Origin of the sequence: Herbidospora yilanensis, assembly GCF_001570565.1 — a bacterium.
In the GTDB taxonomy this organism is placed as follows: domain Bacteria; phylum Actinomycetota; class Actinomycetes; order Streptosporangiales; family Streptosporangiaceae; genus Herbidospora; species Herbidospora yilanensis.
This window is the reverse complement of sequence record NZ_BBXE01000024.1, coordinates 135,768-150,112: the sequence shown is the minus strand read 5'-3', so window position 1 is coordinate 150,112 and position 14,345 is coordinate 135,768. Positions and strand designations below refer to the sequence as shown.

The window sequence follows — 14,345 nt, the reverse complement described above, 5'->3', positions numbered from 1 at the left end:
GTCCGTTCGGAGGGGCAGCCGTCATCCGCCGGTCGCCAGCGCCTTCAACCCGGGGAACTCCCCGGTTCCGCTGAGGCTGCCGTTGTGGATCGGCGGACGGCAGCCCACCCGCACCGACACCCCCACGCCGGGGCCCTCCGCGTAGCGGAACTGAAGCTGGTAGGTCTCCGTGGGCGTGCCGGTGCACGAGCCCCCGCCCGGCCGGGCCGGGATCGTGTTCAGCTCGCCGGCGAGCGCGAGGGCCACGTCACGGCCGTGATCGCGCTTGGAGTCGTCCCCGCAGACCAGCACCCCGACGGGCCGGCCGGGCACCATGTCGAACTCCTGGCCGCGCCGCCCGAGCGACCGGTGGCAGGGGTCCGCACGCCGGGGGGTCGTCCACTTACCGGTCCGGTACGCGGCGGTCATCGCCTCCCCCAGGTAGGCGCCCGTCTTGAACGACCCGTTCGCGGTGTCCGTGCAGTGGTTGACCTCCTCTCCCGTGGTGAGCCAGAGGCGTTCCCCGCCCGCGTAGTCGACCCGTACCAGATAGTTGGTCTCGGGCCCGCCCGCCAGGGTGCAGGCGCCGGACCCCGGTCCGGCGGGGAGGTGGTTCAGGTCCCGCGCCATCCGCGCCGTCTCGTCCGGCGACAGGTTCCGCTGTCCGCCCAGCGCCTCGCCCTCGGTCATGTTGTCCCCGGGATAGGCGCACATCAGCGCCCCGGCGAGGGTGCCCGGTACCAGCATGTCGGCCGCCCCGCCGACGGTCGTCTCCTCCGGCGCCTGCCCGGTCCACGTCTCCGGGCAGGGCGCGGGGGCGGTGAGGGGAGCGGACGTGCAGGCCGCGACCAGCAGGAGGGCCGCCGGCGGCATCCATCGCTTCATGGTCACATGACGCCTGACACCGGCCCGGGGTTCAAAACGAATACGGCCCCCGCCTGGGCGGGGGCCGTACCGGAAAAGCGGGGATCTAGAGAGCCGCCACGGGCTCCTCCTTGCTGAGCTCCTCCGGCCCGCCCCGGAGCGGGACCTCCTTGATGAAGGCCGCCAGGATCGGGACCGCGACCGCGAAGACGATCGCCCAGAGGAAGACGCCGCTGATCGCGCCCGCCAGCGACTCCAGGAAACCGGTCTTGATCTGCGGGGGGAGCTGTGCCAGGGCCGCCGGGCTCATCTGGCCGCCCGAGGCGACCATGTCGGCCGACTGCTCGCCGAACTTCTCGCGCAGGCCGTCGGCCAGGTGGTTGTTGAACACCGCGCCGAACAGGGCCACGCCGAACGAGCCGCCGATCGAGCGGAAGAAGGTCGAGGCGCTGGAGGCGACGCCCAGGTCCTTCTGCTCCACGCTGTTCTGCGCGATCAGCATGGTGGTCTGCATCAGGAAGCCCATGCCGAGGCCGAGCACGGCGATGAACACGCCGGTCTGCCAGAGCGGGGTGCTGACGTCCATGAGTGTGAGCAGGCCCATGCCGATGGCCATGACGACGCCGCCGATGACCGGGAACGCCTTGTACTTGCCGGTCGCGGTGATGCGCTTGCCGACGTAGAGCGAGACGACCATCGAGGCCGCCATCATCGGCAGCAGGAGGAGGCCGGAGTTGGTCGCGGACGCCCCCTGGACGAGCTGCTGGAACAGCGGCAGGAACGAGATCGCGCCGAACATGGCGAAGCCGAGCAGGAAGCCGATCCACGAGATCAGGTTGAAGTTGCGGTCCCTGAACACGTGCAGGGGCATGATCGGCTCGGCGGCGCGCCGCTCAACCGGGATGAAGGCCGCGAACGACACGACGGCCAGCACGCCCAGCCCGATGATCTGCCACGACCCCCACGGGTAGCCGTGGCTCTGGCCTCCCCACGAGGTGATCAGGACCAAAGCGGTGATCCCGACCGTAAGGATGATCGCGCCGAACCAGTCGATGCGGTGTTCGGTGCGCTTCTTGGGCAGGTCGAGCTTGAGCCACAACCACACCAGCGAGACGCCGCCGAGCGGCAGATTCACGTAGAAGGCCCAGCGCCAGTCGAGGTGGTCGGTGATGAAGCCGCCGGCGAGGGGGCCGGCGATCATCGCGAGCGACATGATGGCGGCCATGATGCCCTGGTACTGACCACGCTCACGCGGCGGCACCAGGTCGCCGATGATGGCCATCACGCCGACGATGAGGCCGCCGGCGCCCAGGCCCTGGATCGCGCGGAAGGCGATCAGCTCGGTCATGCCGTTGTCGACGCCGCCCAAGAACGACGAGCCGGCCATGCCGCACAGGGCCGAGCCGACCAGGAAGATGACGATCGAGGTGAGGAAGACGGTCTTGCGGCCGTAGAGGTCGCCCAGCTTGCCCCAGATGGGGGTGGACACCGTCGTGCCCAGGATGTAGGCGGTGGTGACCCACGTGAAGTATTCGAGACCGTTCAGCTCGCCGACGATGCGGGGCATCGCGGTGCCGACGATCATGTTGTCGAGGAAGGCGAGCATCATCGCCAGGAGCAACCCCGGCAGGATGAGCATGACTTCTCTGGACCGCGCCGGAGGTGGACTGGCGGCGGTTTCCGACATTGCGGGGCCCCCTTGTTAACCCGTGTACTTACTTGCCGACCGGCAAGTGGCCGGAGTTAAGGTAAGGTCCGTACTAGCCGCCCGTCAAGTTGAATTAAAAGGACGACCAAACACCATGAGCGAACGTGTGTTCGCCCCTCGGGAGACCCGAGACACCCGTGCGCGCATCCAGGAGATCGCGCTCGAACTGTTCACCGAGCAGGGCTATGAGGCGACCTCGCTCCGCGAGATCGCCGAGGCGCTGGGAGTGACCAAGGCGGCCCTCTATTACCACTTCAAGACCAAGGAAGACATCGTCGCGGGCATGATCATCGATCGCATCGCGACGCTCGACGTGATCATCGGCGAGCTGCGCGCCCACGACGCCGTCACGCCCGAGGTCCGCCGCGCGGCGATCGTCCGCTACGCCGAGGGCGCCTACGAGGGCCGCGCGATCACCCGCTTCATGGAGCGCAATCCGACCGCGATGAAGCACCACCCGGTGATGCTGCGGATGCGCGAGAAGGTGATCGAGCTCAGCGAGCTCCTGATCGACCACGACCAGCCGCTGACGCTCCGGCTCAAGCACGGCCTGGCCCTGTTCGCCATCCACGCGGTCGGGTTCATACTGCCCGATCCGAAGATCGACGAGAACGAGAGGTATGAGGCCTCACTGAAGGTTGCCCTGGAATTGATCGAGGCGACCGGGAGTTGATCCGCCCGAAAGGGTAGGTGAAACGCATGCTTTTCGGTAAGGAACACGTCGAGCGTTATCAGGCCACCGACGGCGCCGAGGGTCACGAGTGGCAGGGCACGACGGCGGCCCTGCTCACCACGAAGGGCCGCCGCACCGGCAAGGAACACACGACCCCGCTGATCTACCAGAAGTACGGCGACGACTATCTGCTGGTCGCCTCCAAGGGCGGTGCGGACGCCCCGCCCGAGTGGTATCTGAACCTCCAGGCCAACCCCGAGGTGGGGTTCCAGGTCTTGGGCGACCGGTTCCGCGCCCGCGCCCGGACCGCCACCCCGGAGGAGAAGCCCGACATGTGGCGGGTGATGGTGGCCGCCTGGCCCGACTACGACGAGTACACGAAGAAGACCGACCGCGAGATCCCGGTCGTCGTCATCGAACGCCTCTAACTACCAGGCGACCACGCCCTCCTCGTTGACGAACGTGCCCGTCGGGCCGTCGTCGCCGAGCAGGGCCATCGACACCGACACGGCCGCGCCCTGGGCGGCCGTCCGGTCTCCCTGGAAGCCGTTGAGGTCGGTGGCGCAGTAGCCGGGCGAGATCGCGTTCACCTTGATCGCGGTGCCGGCCAGCTCCTTGGCGTACAGGGCGGTGACCATGTTGAGGGCCGTCTTGGACGACTGGTAGGCCAGGCTGTTCAGGTCGCCCCACGGGTTGGCCGGGTCGGTGGTGACCGTCAGGCTGCCGACCTCGCTCGACACCATGACGATCCGGCCGGCGGGCGACTTGCGCAGGAGCGGGACCATGGCGTTGGTGACCGCGACGACGCCGAAGACGTTCACCTCGTAGAGGCCGCGCATCAGGTCGAGCGGGGTCTCGGTGGGCGGGCCGCCCCGGGCGATCCCGGCGTTGTTCACCAGGACGTCCAGAGAGCCGAAACGTTCCTCCAGGACCGCCGCGGCGGCCGTGATCGTCGTGGGAGAGGTCACGTCGAGCTCGACCCAGCCGACGCCCAGGCGCGCGGCCGCCTCCTCTCCCCTGCCGGGATCCCGGGCGCCGATGACCACGTCCACGCCCCGCTCCGCCAGGAGGCGGGCCGTCTCGAAGCCGATTCCCTTGTTCGCGCCGGTGATGAGTGCTGTCGTCATGACGTCAAGAGTGGGCGGGGCCGTACCGGAGGACGAGAGACCGGCTGAGGCTGGGATCGGCGGTACCACCCACGCGCCCCCGATAAGAGGAAAAATCGGCTCATGGACAGGAACGGGCTGGCCGACTTCCTCCGCACCCGCCGCGCCCGGCTGAAGCCCCGCGACGTCGGGTTGCCCGACGGCGCGCGGCGGCGGATCACGGGGCTGCGCCGGCAGGAGGTCGCCGAACTGGCCGGGATGTCGGTCGACTACTACATCCGGCTGGAGCAGGGGCGCGGCCCCCACCCCTCACGGCAGATCCTCAACGCGCTGGCCAGGGCCCTGATGCTCACCGCCGACGAGCGTGCCCACCTCTACCACCTGGCCGGGGAGACGCCCGCCCGGGGCGGCGTCTCGGCCACGGTGCCGCAGGGCGTGGTGGAGCTCCTGGCGACTCTCACCGACGTCCCGGCCTACGTCCTCGACGATGGGTTCGACGTGCTGGCCGCCAACCCGATGGCCCTGCACCTGATCCCCTACCTGACGGTCGGCGGGAACGAGATGCGCGGCATCTTCGCCGGTCCGGTGCACCGCGAGGTCTGCCGCCACGCCGAGTCGTTCGCCGCGGCGGCGGTCCGCGAGCTCAGGGCGGCGTCGGCGACCCGGCCGGAGCTGACGGACCTGGTCGCCGAACTGGCCGCCGGCAGCCCCCTGTTCCGCGGCCTGTGGGCCGCCCATGACGTGGAGATCCGTCGTGAGCTGCGCAAACGGCTCCTGCACGAGGTCGTCGGCGAGATCGACGTACGGAGGCAGATCCTGGCCATCCCCGACTCGGGCCAGCGGCTGATCATGTACGTCCCGATCCCCGGCACCGGCGCGCAGGAGGCCCTCAGGAGGGTTCGGGAACTGTTGGAGCGACCGGGATACGCGCGGTCAGGGTGAACCCCCCGGCGGCGGCGCCCGCCTGGAGCGTGCCGCCGACCAGCATGACGCGTTCCCGCAGGCCCGCCAGCCCGTAGCCCGACTCGCCGAAGACCCGCCCGCGCGGCGGCCCGGCGGCGTTGTGCACGACGATGACGAGCTCGTCGCCGGAGATCCGCCCGGTGACGGTGACCGCGGCCCGGGGCGCGTGCTTGCGGGCGTTGTTCAGCCCTTCCTGGACGACCCGGTAGGCGGCGTGCTCGACGCTGCGCGACAGGCGCACCCCGTCGACCTCGAAGTCCAGGTCGACCCGCTGCCCGGTCGTGTTGCTGTCGGCCACGAGCCTGGGGATGGCGTCGATCCCCTGGGCCGACTCGGGCAGGTCCTCGGCCCGCAACACGGTGAGCAGCTCGCGGAGCTCGGTGAGGGCGCGGACCCCCTGATCTTCGATGTCCCTGGCCAGCGCCGGGTTGTCCTCCTGGTCGGTGTCCTCCTGAATCATCCCGGCCTTGAGCACCATCACGGTCACGGCGTGGGTCACGGTGTCGTGGAGCTCGGCCGCGATCCGCCTGCGCTCACGCGCGGCGGCGTTCTCCTCCCGCAGGGACGCGTCCTCCTTCAGCGTCTGGATCAGGTCCCGGTACCCGCGCACCCAGGTGCCGAGCACGGCCGCCACGTAGACGAGCATGACCGCGCGCACCGCGCTGACCACGGCGTTGGGCTCGACGTGGGGCTGGACGAAGTCGCCGATGGCGTACACGACGGTCAGCACCGCCGCCACGGCCTGCCACCACCGCACCGTCCGGTGCGCCGTCATCGAGTAGGCCGCGATCGAGACCGGCATGCCCTGCCCGGTGAAGAAGAAGCAGACCATGCCCAGGATCAGGGGCGGCCACCCCCAGCCACGGCGGACCATCATGCTCGCCGAGACGGCGATGGCGCTGGCCACCGACCATCCCATGGGCACGTCGATGCCCGCCTGGGCCGGCTCCAGGAAGGCCGGCGGCAGGGTGTAGACGAGGATCGAGGCCGCGAGGGCGACGTCGGTGACCTCGCCCCGGCGGTCCGGGCTCAGCGCGTCCCACCGCGCGCGCCACCGGTCGATCGTCTCCCGCATTCCGCCAATCTCGGCCCTACGGGCCCGCCGGCGGCCCTCTGACACGCGGACTTTCCCGATCTTGTACGAACACGCGTTTCCGCTCTCCCCGTGCTTCGGGGCAGGATAGAGCGGTGAGCCTGATCGAGCGCCTGCCGCAGACCCCCGACCCGGATTCCCTCTTCGAGGCGTTCGCCGCCTGGAACGAGGAGCGTGGCCTGACGCTCTATCCGGCGCAGGAGGAGGCGCTGATGGAGGTGGTGACGGGCGGCAACCTGATCCTGTCGACCCCCACCGGCTCGGGCAAGTCGCTCGTGGCGGCCGGGGCCCACTTCGCGGCCCTCGCCAACGACCAGGTCTCCTTCTACACGGCCCCCATCAAGGCGCTGGTCTCGGAGAAGTTCTTCGACCTGTGCGCGATCTTCGGCACCGAGAACGTCGGCATGATGACCGGCGACGCCTCGGTCAACGCCGACGCCCCGATCATCTGCTGCACCGCCGAGATCCTCGCCCAGGTCGCGCTGGCCGAGGGCCGCCAGGCCGACGTCGGCATGGTGATCATGGACGAGTTCCACTTCTACGCCGAGCCCGACCGGGGCTGGGCCTGGCAGGTCCCGCTGCTGGAGCTCCCGCAGGCCCAGTTCGTGCTGATGTCGGCGACCCTGGGCGACGTCACCCGCTTCGAGAAGGACCTCACGCGACGCACCGGCCGTCCGACGGCCGTGGTCAAACACTCCGAACGCCCGGTGCCGCTGGTCTACTCGTACCGGATGACCCCGCTGCACGAGACGCTGGAGGAGTTCCTGTCGACCGGGCAGGCCCCCGTCTACGTGGTCCACTTCACCCAGGCCGCCGCGATGGAGCGCGCCCAGGCGCTGATGAGCATCAACATGTGCAGCAAGGCCGAGAAGGAGGCCATCGCGGCCCTGATCGGCAACTTCCGCTTCACGACCAAGTTCGGCCGCGCCCTCTCCCGGCTGGTACGCCACGGGATCGGCGTCCACCACGCGGGCATGCTGCCCAAATACCGCCGGCTCGTCGAGAAGCTCGCCCAGGCCGGCCTCCTGAAGGTCATCTGCGGCACCGACACCCTCGGCGTCGGCGTCAACGTCCCGATCCGCACGGTGCTGTTCACCGCGCTCACCAAGTACGACGGCAACCGCGTCCGCCGCCTGCGCGCCCGCGAGTTCCACCAGATCGCCGGCCGCGCCGGCCGGGCCGGCTTCGACACCATCGGCTACGTCTCCTGCCAGGCCCCCGACCACGTGATCGAGAACGAACGTGCTTTGGCGAAGATCGGCGACGACCCCAAGCGCCGGCGCGGCTACGCCCGCAAGAAGCCCCCGGAGGGCTTCGTCAACTGGAACGAGGAGACCTTCGAGAAGCTCCAGACGGCCGAACCCGAGCCGCTGACCAGCCGGTTCAAGGTCTCCAACGCGATGCTGCTGGCGGTCATCAACCGCCCCGGCAACTGCTTCCAGGCGATGAAGAGCCTGCTGACCGACAACCACGAGGAGCGCAAGAACCAGCGCCGCCACATCAGCCACGCCATCGCGATCTACCGATCGCTGCTCGCGGGCGGCATCGTCGAGACCCTGAAGGAGCCCGACGACCAGGGCCGCTACGCCCGCCTGACGGTCGACCTCCAGCAGGACTTCGCCCTCAACCAGGCCCTGTCGACCTTCGCCCTGGCCACCTTCGAACTCCTGGCCCCCGACAGCCCCACCTACGCCCTCGACGTCGTCAGCGTCGTCGAGTCGACCCTCGACGACCCGAGGCAGATCCTGCACGCCCAGCTCAACAAGGCGCGCGGCGAGGCGGTCGCCCAGATGAAGGCCGACGGCATCGAATACGAGGAGCGCATGGAGCTCCTCCAGGAGGTCACCTACCCGATGCCGCTGGAGGCCCTGCTCTTCGGCGCCTACGAGACCTACCGCCAGGGCCACCCCTGGGTCGGCGACCACACGGTCAGCCCGAAGTCCATCATCCGCGACATGTACGAACGGGCGATGACCTTCACCGACTACATCCAGTTCTACGAACTGGCCCGGTCGGAGGGCACCGTCCTGCGCTACCTGGCCGACGCCTACCGCGCCCTGTCACGCACGGTCCCCGAACACATGAAGACCGACGATCTGATCGACCTGATCGAGTGGCTCGGCGAACTGATCCGCCAGGTCGACTCCAGCCTGATCGACGAGTGGGAGAAGCTGGCCAACCCGTCGGAGGCCCTGGAACACCGCGACGAGCTGGAGTCGAAGCTCCGCCCGGTGACCGCGAACACCCGCGCCTTCCGCGTGCTGGTCCGCAACGCGATGTTCCGGATGGTGGAGCTGGCCGCGCTCGACCAGCAGGAGGAGCTGGAGGAGCTGTACCCCGACGTCGACTGGGCGGCGGGGCTCGACGCCTACTACGAGGAGCACGACACGATCGGCACCGGGCCTTCGGCGCGCGGGCCGGCGTTCCTGCGGATCGAGGAGGAGCCGGGGGTGTGGCGAGTGCGGCAGGTCATCGAAGACCCGAACGGGGACGGCGACTGGGGGGTGTCGGCGGATGTGGATCTGGCGGCGTCCGACGAGGAGGGCACGGCGGTGCTCCACGTGGTGGGCATCAACCGCCTCTAGCCACCGACCTTGGCGAGGTCGACGACGACGTGCCTGCCGTCCTGCCGGTAGCTCAGCAACCGGTCGTCGGAGGCCGGCACCGGGATCGCGACCCCGCCCGCCTGCACCCCCGTGGCGGGTAGCGGCTTCACCCCCAGGTCGGCCACCTGCCCCGAGACGAGGTCGTGGAGCCCCGCCCAGATCTCCCCCGGCCCCGCCATCGTGCTGGAGGTGACGAACCGGTCGCGCGCGGGCCGGGACACCGGCGGGTCGGTCAGTTTGGTCGCCCGCAGCCCGGCCCCCGACCGCGCCGAGGCCAGCCGGTCGGCCGACACGCACAGGTTCACCCCGCACAACGAGCCGGGACGGGTCTCCCGCCGCTCGCCCGTCTCGGCGTTGACGGCCGTGGTGAAGGCGCGGGCGGGCGAGCCCACCCACGGCCACCTCAGCACGTGTTGCCCCTGCGTGCCGGGCACCTCGGCAGGCCTGCCGCCCGCGTAGGGCACCCGCCACACACCCCCGGCGTCGGTCGACCACACGACCCCCTGCGGGGTCAGTTCAAGGCCGGTGACCGTGCCGGTCAGCGCGAAGGCGGCGATGGCGACCGGGTCGCCGCCGGTGAGCGGCACCGCCCAGATCTCGCCGACGCGTCCGGCGCCGTCGCGGCGGGCCGTCCACCACGCGATGTGGCCCGACCCGGCGGCCACGCCCGAGGGGTGGACGACGGTCCGGGGCGGCAGGGGCAGCTCGGCCAGCTCGGTGGTCTCCCCGTTCGTCAGCCGGTACGACACCAGCGCCTCCGACCGCTCGAAGCCCTTGGCCGCGGTCGCGAGAAGGGTGTCGTCGTCGAGGAACAGGCGCGGGGTGATCGTCCGGCCGTCGGCCAGCACGGCGGGGATGACGTGGACGGCCTGCGGCCAGAGGTTCTGCACGAGCGGGGGGCGTTCGACGAGGGCGGTGCCGTTCAGGGTGCCGTTCAGGGTGCCGGTCAGGGTGCCGGTCAGGGTGCCGGTCAGTGCGAGGGCGGCGAGCAGGACGCGCAAGGTCAGCCTCCCACCGCGCCGCAGTCGGACACGAAGGAGCCCCGCTGACGGCAGGTCTGGAGAGTCACGTCGGCGGCCTTGAGATAGTGCCTGACGACGGTCCCCGCGCCGCCGGTGTTCTCGTCGTAGCCCTGGCCGACGCCGCCGACGCCGACGTAGGTCCGGACCGCCCGGCCGTCGGCCTCGGTGTCCCACACGTCGAGCACGCCCTGCCCGTAGGTCGCCTGCCCGCCGTACGGGGTCAGGGTGGTCACCGGGCCGCCCGCCGCCGCGCTCGCGGGCGCCGCGAACAGGACCACCGTGAAGACGGCGGCGACAGCCGATCTGCGACGCATGCAAGCACGATAAGTCACGAATCCATAAAGCGGGCGTCAACCGCCGGAAAGCGCGTCTTCGGCCTCGGGCACGGCGAAGTCGTCGGGGTCGTCGAGCCAGCCGTGCGGCAGCAGCACCTTCTGCCGTTCGCCACTCTTCCCGCGCGGGCCGTCGGCCGCCTCGCCGGGCCACGGCTGGTCGAGGTCGAGGCCCGACAGGCGCTCGCGCAGCTCGTCGAGCGAGGCGGCCTGGGCGGTGAGCCGCCGGGTCTCGGCGCCGACGGAGAAGGCCTTCAGATACCACCCGACGTGCTTGCGGAAGTCGGAGACGCCGTGCTTCTCGTCGCCCATCACCTCGACCAGGAGCTCGGCGTGGCGCAGCAACATGGTGACCACCTCGCCGAGGCGGGGCTCGGCGCGCTCGGGCGACCCGTTGAACGCGTTCTCCAGGTCGCGGAACAACCACGGCCGGCCGAGGCAGCCGCGCCCGATCACCACGCCGTCGCACCCGGTCTGGGCGACCATGCGCAGGGCGTCGTCGGCCGTCCAGATGTCGCCGTTGCCCAGGACCGGCACGTCGCCGGGCACCGCGTCGCGCAGGCGGGCCACGGCGTCCCAGTCGGCGAAGCCGCCGTAGTGCTGGATGGCGGTGCGCGCGTGGAGGGCCACCGCCTGCACGCCCTCTTCCGCGGCGATCAGGCCGGCGTCGAGGTAGGTCAGGTGGTCGTCGTCGATGCCCTTGCGCATCTTCACGGTCACCGGCAGGGGGCCCGCGTTGGCCACCACCTCGCGGATGATCGCCCGGAGCAGCCGCCGCTTGTAGGGCACCGCCGCGCCCCCGCCCCGGCGGGTCACCTTGGGCACGGGGCAGCCGAAGTTGAGGTCGATGTGGTCGGCCAGGTCCTCGTCGGCGATGATCCTGGCCGCGCGGCCCATGATCACCGGGTCGACCCCGTAGAGCTGGATGCTGCGCGGCGACTCCGTGGGGCCGAAGCGGATCATCTCGTAGGTCAGCGGGTTGCGTTCGACCAGCGCCCGCGAGGTGATCATCTCGCACACGAACAGGCCGCCGCCCTGTTCGCGGCAGAGCGTGCGGTAGGCGCGGTTGGTGATGCCGGCCATCGGGGCGAGCACCACGGGGGGCCAGACGTCGAGCGACCCGATTTTCATCCACTCATTGTCGTCCACGACCGGGAGTGACCGGTGCACTAGCCTGGACGCATGCTGCTGCGGCTGCGGATCGCGCTGCCCGACCGTCCCGGCGCCCTGGGCGCCGTCACGCAGGCCCTCGGTGTCGCGGGGGCCGACATCATCCAGGTGGTCGTGCTCGACCGGGGCGAGGAGCGCGCGGTCGACGACTTCACCGTCTCGTGGCCCGACGCCGCGCCACGCGAGCATCTCCTCCGGGCCCTCGACGAGATACCCGACATCAAGGTCGAGGGCGCCTGGGCCACCCGGGAGGCGCCGGGCACCTACCCGGAGCTGGAGGTGCTCAAGTTCCTGACCACCGCCGGAGACCGCGCGCTGGCGACCCTCGTCGACGCGATGCCGGTGATCTTCAGCGCCGACTGGGCCGCCTGCGCGGCCGACGGCAGCCACGACGTGGTCTGCGCGAGCTGGCGGGCGCCCGAGTCGGTCAGGTTCCCCGACCTCGTGCCGGCCCGGCCGGTGGCCGCGACGCTGGAGTCGGGCGTCCACGTCGTCAACGCGCCGCTGCCGCCGCTGGCGCTGACGCTGGTGCTGGCCCGGGTCGAGGGGCCCGCCTTCCACCGGATCGAGGTGGCCCGGCTGACCCGGATCCTCGACATCTTCCTGCTGCTGCCGGCGATCGAGCAGAGCGCGGAGAAGGCCTTCCGGTCGGCCTCTCAGCCCACGTGATCGCGCCAGGAGTGCCGGGGATCGTAGCCCAGCACCTTCCTGGCCTTGTCGATCGACAACAGCGTGCCGAACTCGCCCACGTCGTGGGTCAGCTCGACGCCCGGGAACTCCTCGCGCAGGAGGTCGGCCGAGGGCCGGTTCATGATGGTGTCGGCCGCCGCGATCACGAAGCTCTCGGCCCCGGTGACCTCGGCGGTCAGGCCCAGGCGGCAACTCTGGGCGACGTCGCGCACGTCGACGTAGCCCCACAGGTTCCAGCGCCGCGAGGCGGCGTCGGCCCAGTAGGACGGGACGTTCGCGTAGTCCTCGGGCAGGTGGATGTTGGACAGGCGCAGGGCCACGAACGGGATGCCCGACCAGGCGGCGACGTGCTCGGCGGTCGTCTCGGTCACGACCTTCGACAGGGCGTAGGTCGAGGTCGGCACGGGGTAGTGGGCCTCGTCGACGGGGGCGTAGCGGGGGGCGTCGTCGAAGGGCAGGCCGAGGGTGGTCTCGCTGGAGGCCCAGACGACGCGGCGCAGCTTCAGGGTCGCCGCCGCCAGGAACACGTTGGCGTTCATGGTCACGTTGCGCTGGAAGGTGACGGCCGGGGTGGCCATGCCGGGGGCCGGGATGTTGGCCAGGTGGACGACGGCCGAGCAACCTTCGAGGACCTCGACCGCCTGGCCGTGGTCGGTCAGGTCGGCGGCCAGCACGCCGGGGCCGGCGAGATCGGTGGCGACCACGTCGTAGCCGTGTTCGCGCAGGTCGGCGACGACCGCCCGGCCGGCCTTCCCGGCGGCGCCGGTGACACAGATGCGTTCCATGCCACGGAAGCCTTTCACATCCGGGCGAGCCGGTTGATACCGGTCGCATACAGGATCTTCGGGGCTTTCACTCCGCGCGCGAGGGCGAGCATGGCCTGGCCGATCGCCTCGGTGGTGGTCACCAGCCGGGGGAACAGCCGGCTGAAGACCGGCCAGATCGGCGTGCCGATCATGTAGATCACCCGGTAGGACCGGGTCTTGCTGGTCGCGCCGTGCATGGGACGGATGAAGCCGGGGCGCATCGCGAAGGCCCGGTCGAACCGCTCGAACAGCGCGTTCTCGGTCTCGCCCTTCACCCGGGCCCACATCCGGCGCCCCTCGGCGTCGGCGCCCTGGCCCGAGACGTACACGAACGTCACGTCGCGCCGCAGCGTCTGGGCGACGTCCATGGTCATCGTGTACGTCACCCGCCGGTAGTCGGCCTCCGTCATCCCGGCCGAGCCGACCCCGACGCAGAAGAAGCACGCGTCGAAGCCCTGCAGGAACGCCGCGTACTCGGCCGGTTGCGCCAGGTCGGCGATCACTTCGGTGAGTTTGGGGTCGGTGACGCCGGTGGGCGTGCGCCCGACGACGAGCACCTCGGACACGTCGGGGGCGAGCAGGCACTCCCGCAGGACCCCCTGGCCGACCATTCCGGTCGCCCCGAACACGATCACGCGCACATAACCGACATTACGCCTGCACGACCACAGAGGTGACGACGAGCCCGCCCTCCGCCGCCCAGCGGCCCTCGAACACCGGTAACGGCGAGTCGACGAGGATCCGGGCGCTGAACACCCCGTCCCCGAAGGTCACATGGGCGTCCTCGAACCCCAGCCAGCGCCCGGTGATCGGGAACCACGCCTTGTACACCGACTCCTTGGCCGAGAACAGCAGCCGGTCCCAGGCCACCACGGGACGGTCGGCCAGCAGCCGCCCGACCGCCATCTGCTCCTCGGGCGAGGCGACCGCGCCGAGCACCCCGTCGGGCACGGGCTGGTCGGGCTCGGCGTCGATGCCGATCGAGACCACCACGTCGTCGGCGGCCACGGCGGCGGCCCGGTAGCCCTCGCAGTGGGTCATGCTCCCCACGATCCCCTTGGGCCACAGGGGTTCGCGCTTGGGGCCGGAGAGGATGGGCGTGTCGGCGTACCCGAAGGACGACAGGGCCTGGCGGGCGCACCAGCGGGCGGTGGCGAACTCGGCCCGGCGGCGCGGCACGGCGCGGGCGACCAGAGACTCCTCCTCGGGGAGGGGCCGCACCCCGGGAGGGTCGCCGAAGCTCTCGTGCCACACGACGCCCGAGGGAAGCACCGATCCCAGCATGAAACGCCCCCTTTCCGGCTGGACCTTACCGCGTGAACGGAAACGGTAA

The 14,345-nt window shown here is 70.7% G+C and carries 15 protein-coding genes; 5 read left to right on the top strand and 10 right to left on the bottom strand.

The genetic code is table 11. From position 1 onward, the window contains the following. Nucleotides 1-21: 21 nt before the first annotated feature. The gene (locus tag AW273_RS19135; protein ID WP_157555933.1) at nt 22-864 is read right to left on the bottom strand and encodes a hypothetical protein; all 843 of its coding nucleotides are present in this window, start codon (nt 862-864) and stop codon (nt 22-24) included. A gap of 85 nt (nt 865-949) precedes the next feature. Next, complete coding sequence (locus AW273_RS19130) at nt 950-2,482, bottom strand: MDR family MFS transporter (protein ID WP_232327499.1); 1,533 nt, start codon at nt 2,480-2,482, stop codon at nt 950-952. Nucleotides 2,483-2,645: 163 nt separating this feature from the next. Here AW273_RS19130 and AW273_RS39125 point away from each other — a divergent pair, with 163 nt between their 5' ends. Next, nucleotides 2,646-3,224 (top strand): TetR/AcrR family transcriptional regulator, encoded by a 579-nt coding sequence (locus tag AW273_RS39125; protein WP_062349691.1) that lies wholly within the window; start codon nt 2,646-2,648, stop codon nt 3,222-3,224. Nucleotides 3,225-3,250: 26 nt separating this feature from the next. After that, a complete protein-coding gene (locus AW273_RS19120) occupies nt 3,251-3,652 on the top strand; it encodes a nitroreductase family deazaflavin-dependent oxidoreductase (RefSeq protein WP_062349690.1) in 402 nt (133 codons plus the stop codon). On the opposite strand, the gene AW273_RS19115 is transcribed toward AW273_RS19120, so the two are convergent. Next, nucleotides 3,653-4,351, bottom strand: coding sequence for an SDR family oxidoreductase (locus AW273_RS19115; RefSeq protein ID WP_062349689.1), 699 nt, complete (start codon nt 4,349-4,351; stop codon nt 3,653-3,655). A gap of 102 nt (nt 4,352-4,453) precedes the next feature. Here AW273_RS19115 and AW273_RS19110 point away from each other — a divergent pair, with 102 nt between their 5' ends. Beyond that, complete coding sequence (locus tag AW273_RS19110; RefSeq protein ID WP_062349688.1) at nt 4,454-5,272, top strand: helix-turn-helix transcriptional regulator; 819 nt, start codon at nt 4,454-4,456, stop codon at nt 5,270-5,272. Here the strand turns inward: AW273_RS19110 and AW273_RS19105 are convergent. Beyond that, on the bottom strand, nt 5,220-6,368 hold the full coding sequence (locus AW273_RS19105; RefSeq protein ID WP_062349687.1) for a sensor histidine kinase: 1,149 nt from the start codon (nt 6,366-6,368) through the stop codon (nt 5,220-5,222). The genes AW273_RS19110 and AW273_RS19105 overlap by 53 nt on opposite strands. A gap of 113 nt (nt 6,369-6,481) precedes the next feature. On the opposite strand from AW273_RS19105, the gene AW273_RS19100 reads away from it, so the two are divergent. After that, nucleotides 6,482-8,971, top strand: a complete 2,490-nt coding sequence (locus tag AW273_RS19100) for a DEAD/DEAH box helicase (RefSeq protein ID WP_062349686.1) — start codon at nt 6,482-6,484, stop codon at nt 8,969-8,971. Here the strand turns inward: AW273_RS19100 and AW273_RS19095 are convergent. From AW273_RS19095 to dusB, 3 genes are read right to left on the bottom strand one after another with little or no spacing between them, the layout of a single operon-like run. After that, complete coding sequence (locus AW273_RS19095) at nt 8,968-9,993, bottom strand: hypothetical protein (protein ID WP_062349685.1); 1,026 nt, start codon at nt 9,991-9,993, stop codon at nt 8,968-8,970. The two genes, AW273_RS19100 and AW273_RS19095, sit on opposite strands and share 4 nt — an antisense overlap. Before the next feature lie 2 nt (nt 9,994-9,995). Next, nucleotides 9,996-10,328, bottom strand: coding sequence for a hypothetical protein (locus AW273_RS19090; RefSeq protein ID WP_062349684.1), 333 nt, complete (start codon nt 10,326-10,328; stop codon nt 9,996-9,998). A gap of 36 nt (nt 10,329-10,364) precedes the next feature. Next, a complete protein-coding gene (dusB, locus tag AW273_RS19085) occupies nt 10,365-11,477 on the bottom strand; it encodes a tRNA dihydrouridine synthase DusB (RefSeq protein ID WP_062349683.1) in 1,113 nt (370 codons plus the stop codon). Nucleotides 11,478-11,528: 51 nt separating this feature from the next. Here dusB and AW273_RS19080 point away from each other — a divergent pair, with 51 nt between their 5' ends. Then, complete coding sequence (locus AW273_RS19080) at nt 11,529-12,185, top strand: ACT domain-containing protein (RefSeq protein ID WP_062349682.1); 657 nt, start codon at nt 11,529-11,531, stop codon at nt 12,183-12,185. On the opposite strand, the gene AW273_RS19075 is transcribed toward AW273_RS19080, so the two are convergent. The 3 genes from AW273_RS19075 to AW273_RS19065 are packed head-to-tail and all read right to left on the bottom strand — an operon-like array spanning nt 12,173 to nt 14,296. Next, nucleotides 12,173-12,991: an NAD-dependent epimerase/dehydratase family protein gene (locus AW273_RS19075; protein WP_062349681.1), complete on the bottom strand. Its 819-nt coding sequence runs from the start codon at nt 12,989-12,991 to the stop codon at nt 12,173-12,175. The genes AW273_RS19080 and AW273_RS19075 overlap by 13 nt on opposite strands. A gap of 14 nt (nt 12,992-13,005) precedes the next feature. Beyond that, nucleotides 13,006-13,653: an NAD(P)H-binding protein gene (locus AW273_RS19070; protein ID WP_062349680.1), complete on the bottom strand. Its 648-nt coding sequence runs from the start codon at nt 13,651-13,653 to the stop codon at nt 13,006-13,008. Nucleotides 13,654-13,663: 10 nt separating this feature from the next. Further along, nucleotides 13,664-14,296 carry a 4'-phosphopantetheinyl transferase family protein gene (locus AW273_RS19065; protein WP_062349679.1) on the bottom strand — a complete coding sequence of 211 codons (633 nt, stop codon included), beginning with the start codon at nt 14,294-14,296 and terminating at the stop codon, nt 13,664-13,666. Between the last annotated feature and the right edge of the window lie 49 nt (nt 14,297-14,345).

Coding starts and splice junctions, on each gene's coding strand:
- AW273_RS19075 (WP_062349681.1), bottom strand. CDS start 12,991: ATGGAACGCATCTGTGTCACCGGCGCCGCCGGGAAGGCCGGCCGGGCG.
- AW273_RS19080 (WP_062349682.1), top strand. CDS start 11,529: ATGCTGCTGCGGCTGCGGATCGCGCTGCCCGACCGTCCCGGCGCCCTG.
- AW273_RS19130 (WP_232327499.1), bottom strand. CDS start 2,482: ATGCTCATCCTGCCGGGGTTGCTCCTGGCGATGATGCTCGCCTTCCTC.
- AW273_RS19135 (WP_157555933.1), bottom strand. CDS start 864: ATGAAGCGATGGATGCCGCCGGCGGCCCTCCTGCTGGTCGCGGCCTGC.
- AW273_RS19115 (WP_062349689.1), bottom strand. CDS start 4,351: ATGACGACAGCACTCATCACCGGCGCGAACAAGGGAATCGGCTTCGAG.
- AW273_RS19090 (WP_062349684.1), bottom strand. CDS start 10,328: ATGCGTCGCAGATCGGCTGTCGCCGCCGTCTTCACGGTGGTCCTGTTC.
- AW273_RS19105 (WP_062349687.1), bottom strand. CDS start 6,368: ATGCGGGAGACGATCGACCGGTGGCGCGCGCGGTGGGACGCGCTGAGC.
- dusB (WP_062349683.1), bottom strand. CDS start 11,477: ATGAAAATCGGGTCGCTCGACGTCTGGCCCCCCGTGGTGCTCGCCCCG.
- AW273_RS19110 (WP_062349688.1), top strand. CDS start 4,454: ATGGACAGGAACGGGCTGGCCGACTTCCTCCGCACCCGCCGCGCCCGG.
- AW273_RS39125 (WP_062349691.1), top strand. CDS start 2,646: ATGAGCGAACGTGTGTTCGCCCCTCGGGAGACCCGAGACACCCGTGCG.
- AW273_RS19120 (WP_062349690.1), top strand. CDS start 3,251: ATGCTTTTCGGTAAGGAACACGTCGAGCGTTATCAGGCCACCGACGGC.
- AW273_RS19065 (WP_062349679.1), bottom strand. CDS start 14,296: ATGCTGGGATCGGTGCTTCCCTCGGGCGTCGTGTGGCACGAGAGCTTC.